This window comes from Thermotoga sp. (assembly GCF_021162145.1).
Lineage (GTDB): Bacteria > Thermotogota > Thermotogae > Thermotogales > Thermotogaceae > Thermotoga.
Genome location: NZ_JAGGZH010000006.1, coordinates 1 through 5,882, shown reverse-complemented (window position 1 = coordinate 5,882; position 5,882 = coordinate 1). Strand labels below are relative to the sequence as shown.

The following is a 5,882-nucleotide window of genomic DNA, read 5'->3' as shown; positions in this document are numbered from 1 at the left end:
TCGAAAGTGAAGAAGCTGAAAAAATAATTCTTTCCGAAGAAAATTCACCAAGAATATTTGCACCTTCTCAAACTGATGAATGGATTTCAGCTTTTATAGATGGAACATATCGCATAGTTAGGATAGGAACATACTGGGGGGTTCCTATATTTATAGGTAATATCGCAGCTTCGTTGGTGGAAAGGGATATTCTTACAAAACAACTAAAAGAAAAAGGAACCAGAACATCATTTATCGTGATTTTCTTTCCTTTTAAAGCATTCTGTAATTATTTCTCCAACAAGTCTGATGAAGCTGTTAAAAGAGTTCAAGAATTCAAAAATTATTTAGAAAACGAGGAATTGTATCATGCTTTATCTGATGTGAAAATTCTCAAAGGGCAAATAAACATAGAGGATATTCGTTCAAAAACAGTTTGGTTTTATTCTGACATCACTTTTAGAGGAAGAAATGAGAACGATATTCTCATCAAGGGAGATGATATTTTTAACGAAAGTAAATTAATCACAAGAGTAAAAACAAGAATTAGAGTATTAATGGCCGCTTTAGAAACCCTCAATTTAAAGTTCTACAAAGACGAATTGCATGAAAAAGTTGGATGGATAATGATGGATGGTGCTTTGAACAATTTCTATAAATATTTCTCAGCTGATCGAAATCAATCAGAAAGATTTTCTCAATATTTTAACAATGTTATAGGCTTTATAAAAACGATTAGAAGATATCCAGCCAATTTAGATAAAAGTTTGCTTTATCGATTAGGTCAAGATAAATTTGTCCTAGCAACCAGCACCGAGAGTGATGACGAGAAAGCCGTTCTAGAAGAAATGGATGAGAAATCTTTAAGAGGTCAGAATAAGTGGGGATTTATTTATCTACGTTTTAGAGTTCCTTTTGGGTATCCTAAGGATGCCCCCTTTCACAAAGGATTAATCAAATTGCAATTCAAAGTGAGGAATCCTGATTCTGAAGAAGAAATTATAAAAACCGCACAAAAGATCGTTGGGATGATTTTAAAAGAACGATTTCCTGTTCCTAAAGACTTGAGAAGAGTATGGAAAGAATGTGTGGCAATAGAAGAAGCAGAAAAAATCGCCAAATCCCGGTTATTCTCTAAAAAATGGCTTAGAAACTTAGGATATATACTTTAATAAAACGATATCCACAACTTTCTCATCGCGTTCTTCCCCTTATATCACTCTCCATCTTTCTACCTATTCCATCCAGTTTTCTGAAGAAGACTCTTGTAGAGAAGATTTCTATCAAAAGAATTGCTATGCTAATGCCAATAACTGTAAAGCAACGAACTATTTTCTTCAGCTGTTCATCGGACAATATCTCACTCCATTCAATACTGTCTGTGAAGCCCCACTACTTTTCCCACGATGTACATCTTGAGTTTGCGAGCTGGCACAGTGATGGGAGGATATTTGGGATTCAGACTCTGCAGAATTACCATTCCATCCTGGAAGAATATCTTTTTCACAAAGGCTTCATCTTCGAGTATTACCAGAACAAGATTTCCGTTATCAATAACAATATCAGGGTCAACAACAACAATGTCTCCATTCTTGATCTCAGGCTCCATTGAATCTCCATAAACTATCACACCGAACTTCCCTGGTTTGTTATCCGGTATCATGATCCATTCTACAGGTTGTGTTCCATCGGGAAAACTTCCTTTTAATCCTGCACAGGCTCCATTGTAAACGGGGATTGGACGAAGCTTGACCCGGGAAGGAAAATGGCTCTTTGGTGGGGTGGGATCTTCTGTAAGACCAAGCAGGTAATCAACAGAAACATCAAAATAATCAGCTATTCTCCTGAGGGTATTAGAATCCGGCTCAGCTTTCCCCTGTTCCCAGTTCGCGTAAGTAGTTCTGGGAACTCCCAGAGCCCTGGCCACCTGATATTGAGATAGATGCCTTTTCTCCCTCAATTTTTTTAGACGTTCAGCAAGTCCACTCATCATAAATATATTATCACCCCTCCCAATTCTGAAGCATTATGACCATTAATTGGTCTGTTACTTAGACTTTACTTGACTTGTGACTAATTTATGGTCTATAATGTAATTGGACTAAAAGATAGGAGTGAGAACATGAAACAAACTCGTATAAGACGACAAAACAGGCTACGAGAACTCAGAAAACTAAGGGGTCTTTCTCAATACGAAATAGCATCCCGTTTGAAAATACCCCGAACAACGTATGCCAACTGGGAACAGGGAATATGCACTCCAAGACTTGAAATGGCTTTGAAACTTGCAAAATTGCTTGGCGTAAGCATTGAGAAACTGTTTGATCTTTGACAACAGAATAGTATCACAAATCGCACCAGAATGAAAAGGAGGGATCTTCATGACACTTCCAGAGGAGTTTTACCGTACCCTGGCGAGGATCTTGCTTGAAACACCGAAAACACGCGAGATCCTGATGAAAATCTCCCAGGAAAGGAGTGAAGAACGTGAATCTGAAGACGTTCCTTCGCAGGCTGGACGAGACGATTAAAAAAGACCCCCTGCAGAACGAGGGGGCAAAAAGGTTTTTCTTTGAGGTACTGAAGCATACACATTCGTTCAAAAATCCCACCACAGCTGATTTTATCACACAGTATGGAAAGCTCGTTTCACTCCTGCCATCCAGCATGCAGAAACAGACAAGAAAAATGCTTCTGAAAGCTCTTAGAGAGGAGGGAAAACATGACAGCACGGATTGAAATCACCGCTTACCATCCGAATGGTTTCAACGAGTGGGAGCAAGAAATAGAGTTAGACGTCGAAGACATACTGTACCTCATAGACCAGCTACCTGAGAAAGACCGCCTGATGATAGTCCGTACTGTGCTGAAGCGGTTCCCTGTTAAGGAAATTCAAAGGTTTTTCAGAGAGTTCTTTTGAGGAGGCGAGAATATGTTTGTTCAGATAGGAAGCAGAGTGTGGAATCTCAATAAATTTATATATTTCACCTACTCTAAGCACTACGACGAATGGGAAGTTAACGGGAAAACAGAGACCGATTCGTACATCATGGCACGATTCAGTACGGAAGAAGAGGCAAAAGAGCTTTTGAAGATGATTGAAGAAGTAACAACCACAATCTAAGGCGGGGCTCTGCCCTGCCTTCAGGAGGGATAAAGGATGGGTGAGATAGAAGCCAGAAATGAGCTTGCCATAACGCAGAAAGACATAGAAGAAGTTGCACAGCAGTACAGATTATTTCTCGATTTACAGAGAAGCATTTTAACCCCGAACGTTGACTACGGTTTCCCGTCCAGAAAACAACCCGATTGGAAAGGAGCAAACCGAGCCTTTACAAGGCAGGAGCAGAAAAACTGGCAAAGATATTCAAGCTCTACGTGAATTACACACCGGAGCATGTCCAGGAGGATGAAACACTTGTTTTCTACAGGTTCAGGGCTGATGTCTATCACATTCCGACCGGAAGGCTTGTGGCTCATGGATATGGAGCATGTTCAAGCAAGGAAAGAAAAGCGTGGGACGAAAGTCCCCTCGCCTTTGCCAACAACATTGTGAAAATGGCACGCAAAAGGGCTTTTGTGGATGGAATCTTAACAGCAACCGGGGCAAGTTCTGCTTTCACTCAAGACTTAGAAGACTACGAAGACATGGATGGAGCGACAGACAAACAGCTGAGAATGATATACGCTCTCATAAACGAACTCGCAAGACTGACAGACTCACCAAGAGACGAAATAGTCCAGGAGATAAAGGAAAAATACGGTGTAGAACATTCTCCAGAGCTCTCTAAAGAACAGGCTTCCAGGCTGATAGACGAATTACAGATGAAAGTAAGCGAAATCAAAGGGCAGGGATGACCTGCCCTTCTTCAGGAGGTGCTGATATGTTCAGAAAGGTTGAGGTGAGCTTCTGGCAGGATTCTGATATGCTCGAACTGACTCCAGAGGGGAAATACTTTTACCTGTACCTTCTCACAAATCCACACACAGCGCTCTGTGGAATCTATGAAATCAGCAAGCGCATTATGAGTTTTGAGACAGGTTTCAACATAGACACCATTGACAAGCTCATAAAACAGTTTGAGGAAAGGGGAAAGATAGTGTACGATCCGGAAACTTCCGAGATTTTCATCAAAAACTGGCACAGGTACAATTTTACAACATCACCGAAAGTAGTTAAAGGTATCATCTACGACCTTAAGAAGGTAAAATCACGCAAATTACTTGTATCGTTCTGGAACACCATTCCAGATGATATGAAGAACGCACTGATAGAGTATGGATACTCTATCGATACCCTATCTATACCCTATGGATACTCTATGGATACCGAACCACACAAAGACATAGACAAAGACATAGACATAGACAAAGACTTAGACAAAGACATAGAGATAGACATAGACATGGAAAAGAAGAACAAAACAGCCCCTGACGGGTCTGTGTCCTCACAAGACTGTGAGGACTCCCCTCCCAGAACTCCCTACAAGCAGATAGTAGAACTCTATCACAGAATCTGTAAGAGCCTTCCCCGGGTAAAAGTGCTGAACGAGACAAGAAAACGCCTGCTGAGAGCCCGGTGGAAAGAGTATCCAGACCTGAGCTTCTGGGAAGAATTCTTCAGACGTGTGGAAAATAGCGATTTTCTCACCGCCCGTGTACCACCCGGCAAAGATGGAAGGCCTCCTTTCCTTGCCGATTTTGAATGGATTATACGGCCGAACAACTTCGCAAAGATCCTGGAAGGAAGATATGATAACCGGGATGACAGTAGAAGGGATATACAGGCAACTATAGAAAAACTCGTACAGAAATGGGGGCGGTACTGATGGAAGCGATTTTGAGAGCCGGAGCGATAATCAGACAGGAGCTCAGGGAGATAAAGAGCGATTCCTTCTTCGACCAGCGTGTGTTTTCTTTTCTCGAGCAGAAAACAAGGGCGAAAGATGTAATAACCGCCATAAACGTGCTTTTGAGAGAAGAAGGCCAGGAGCCTGTCTCTGAAGTGACCTACGGAGATATACTCGTGGCGTGCGAGGTGTTGAGGATGAGGCAGGATCCTCTTTATTCTGCAAGGCTTTTGAGATGTAAAAGCGGTCTTACCATGGAAAAATACGTACCCGAAGAGAAACTCAGGCGGATGATAATGCTAAGGATAAAAGAACACGTGGATGTCGAAATACCAGAGGACCTGACAATAGAACAGTTGAGGGAACTGGAAGAAGAGGTAATGAAGGTACGGTGAAGAGCCATGCTTTTTATTTTTTTTAGTGTTTAAAAGGAGTAAAATATGAAAATGAAAAGGCAACAACTTTTCAGGAGGGATGTTTATGCTCAGTCGGAAAGTTCTGGGGATTAGCCTCGTCGTTCTTGGGATTCTGGTATTCATCATCGGATGCACACCATCTCTTGTTTCGCCAGCAGAAGAAACACAACCAGCAGGACAGATCGTCATAAAGGTTAATTTTCCTGAACAGCAGACAAAAGTTATCCCACCAGAGACGACGTATTTCGAGGTGGCACTTCATAGAGAGGGGTCATCAGGCTGGACTGTCCAGACCTTTTCGATAGAAGAAGGAACAGAACAAACTGCCACTTTTACAGTAATACCTGGAACGTACCGAATAGATGCATGTGCGAAAACTGAAACAGGATTATATTCTGGTCCTGACCGCTTTTTAGCACTGGGCACCACTTCTGTGACTGTGAATGCAGGAGAGACTAAACAGGCTACGATAATACTGTGTCCGATATACTATGATTTCACAGAAACAGCCACACAGGCAACAAGTACAGCACCAGTTGTTTTGAGTTTCAAGATGAAAGTACCAACACCTTTCGTTGAAGATTTTATGACAATCGGTGGTTGGGTGAGAGGAGATCTAGAATATGAACTTAGTGAC

Annotated in this window: 13 protein-coding genes; 11 read left to right on the top strand and 2 right to left on the bottom strand. The window is 41.6% G+C overall.

Features of this window, described 5'->3' with window-relative positions:
- Positions 1 to 1,151, top strand: a 1,151-nt coding sequence (locus tag J7K79_RS00330) for a hypothetical protein (protein WP_296903905.1), incomplete at its 5' end; no start/stop codon positions are given.
- Positions 1,152 to 1,173: 22 nt separating this feature from the next.
- On the opposite strand, the gene J7K79_RS00325 is transcribed toward J7K79_RS00330, so the two are convergent.
- Both J7K79_RS00325 and J7K79_RS00320 read right to left on the bottom strand, forming a co-directional pair.
- A complete protein-coding gene (locus tag J7K79_RS00325; protein ID WP_296903903.1) occupies positions 1,174 to 1,335 on the bottom strand; it encodes a hypothetical protein in 162 nt (53 codons plus the stop codon).
- A gap of 13 nt (positions 1,336 to 1,348) precedes the next feature.
- Positions 1,349 to 1,972 (bottom strand): XRE family transcriptional regulator, encoded by a 624-nt coding sequence (locus J7K79_RS00320; RefSeq protein WP_296903901.1) that lies wholly within the window; start codon positions 1,970 to 1,972, stop codon positions 1,349 to 1,351.
- Between the two features lie 87 nt (positions 1,973 to 2,059).
- Between J7K79_RS00320 and J7K79_RS09405 the strand changes: the two genes are divergently transcribed.
- The 10 genes from J7K79_RS09405 to J7K79_RS00275 form a co-directional block, all read left to right on the top strand.
- Entirely contained in the window at positions 2,060 to 2,311 is a 252-nt protein-coding gene (locus J7K79_RS09405; protein ID WP_366932562.1) for a helix-turn-helix transcriptional regulator, read from the top strand.
- A 49-nt stretch (positions 2,312 to 2,360) separates the two neighbouring features.
- On the top strand, positions 2,361 to 2,510 hold the full coding sequence (locus tag J7K79_RS00315) for a hypothetical protein (protein ID WP_296903899.1): 150 nt from the start codon (positions 2,361 to 2,363) through the stop codon (positions 2,508 to 2,510).
- Positions 2,467 to 2,718, top strand: a complete 252-nt coding sequence (locus J7K79_RS00310; RefSeq protein ID WP_296903897.1) for a hypothetical protein — start codon at positions 2,467 to 2,469, stop codon at positions 2,716 to 2,718. Before J7K79_RS00315 ends, J7K79_RS00310 begins: the two co-directional genes overlap by 44 nt.
- Positions 2,702 to 2,899: a hypothetical protein gene (locus tag J7K79_RS00305; RefSeq protein WP_296903895.1), complete on the top strand. Its 198-nt coding sequence runs from the start codon at positions 2,702 to 2,704 to the stop codon at positions 2,897 to 2,899. Before J7K79_RS00310 ends, J7K79_RS00305 begins: the two co-directional genes overlap by 17 nt.
- Before the next feature lie 12 nt (positions 2,900 to 2,911).
- Positions 2,912 to 3,103 carry a hypothetical protein gene (locus J7K79_RS00300; protein WP_296903894.1) on the top strand — a complete coding sequence of 64 codons (192 nt, stop codon included), beginning with the start codon at positions 2,912 to 2,914 and terminating at the stop codon, positions 3,101 to 3,103.
- A gap of 36 nt (positions 3,104 to 3,139) precedes the next feature.
- A complete protein-coding gene (locus J7K79_RS00295) occupies positions 3,140 to 3,361 on the top strand; it encodes a hypothetical protein (RefSeq protein WP_296903892.1) in 222 nt (73 codons plus the stop codon).
- The gene (locus J7K79_RS00290) at positions 3,289 to 3,837 is read left to right on the top strand and encodes a hypothetical protein (RefSeq protein WP_296903890.1); all 549 of its coding nucleotides are present in this window, start codon (positions 3,289 to 3,291) and stop codon (positions 3,835 to 3,837) included. Before J7K79_RS00295 ends, J7K79_RS00290 begins: the two co-directional genes overlap by 73 nt.
- Positions 3,838 to 3,863: 26 nt before the next feature.
- The gene (locus tag J7K79_RS00285; protein WP_296903888.1) at positions 3,864 to 4,808 is read left to right on the top strand and encodes a hypothetical protein; all 945 of its coding nucleotides are present in this window, start codon (positions 3,864 to 3,866) and stop codon (positions 4,806 to 4,808) included.
- On the top strand, positions 4,808 to 5,224 hold the full coding sequence (locus J7K79_RS00280; RefSeq protein ID WP_296903886.1) for a hypothetical protein: 417 nt from the start codon (positions 4,808 to 4,810) through the stop codon (positions 5,222 to 5,224). Before J7K79_RS00285 ends, J7K79_RS00280 begins: the two co-directional genes overlap by 1 nt.
- A gap of 85 nt (positions 5,225 to 5,309) precedes the next feature.
- On the top strand, positions 5,310 to 5,882 hold a 573-nt coding region (locus J7K79_RS00275; RefSeq protein WP_296903885.1), incomplete at its 3' end, for a hypothetical protein.

What these genes read in the sequence shown, in the direction of transcription:
- J7K79_RS00320 (WP_296903901.1), bottom strand. Translation starts at nt 1,972, where the DNA reads ATGATGAGTGGACTTGCTGAACGTCTAAAAAAATTGAGGGAGAAAAGG.
- J7K79_RS09405 (WP_366932562.1), top strand. Translation starts at nt 2,060, where the DNA reads ATGGTCTATAATGTAATTGGACTAAAAGATAGGAGTGAGAACATGAAA.
- J7K79_RS00315 (WP_296903899.1), top strand. Translation starts at nt 2,361, where the DNA reads ATGACACTTCCAGAGGAGTTTTACCGTACCCTGGCGAGGATCTTGCTT.
- J7K79_RS00305 (WP_296903895.1), top strand. Translation starts at nt 2,702, where the DNA reads ATGACAGCACGGATTGAAATCACCGCTTACCATCCGAATGGTTTCAAC.
- J7K79_RS00300 (WP_296903894.1), top strand. Translation starts at nt 2,912, where the DNA reads ATGTTTGTTCAGATAGGAAGCAGAGTGTGGAATCTCAATAAATTTATA.
- J7K79_RS00295 (WP_296903892.1), top strand. Translation starts at nt 3,140, where the DNA reads ATGGGTGAGATAGAAGCCAGAAATGAGCTTGCCATAACGCAGAAAGAC.
- J7K79_RS00285 (WP_296903888.1), top strand. Translation starts at nt 3,864, where the DNA reads ATGTTCAGAAAGGTTGAGGTGAGCTTCTGGCAGGATTCTGATATGCTC.
- J7K79_RS00280 (WP_296903886.1), top strand. Translation starts at nt 4,808, where the DNA reads ATGGAAGCGATTTTGAGAGCCGGAGCGATAATCAGACAGGAGCTCAGG.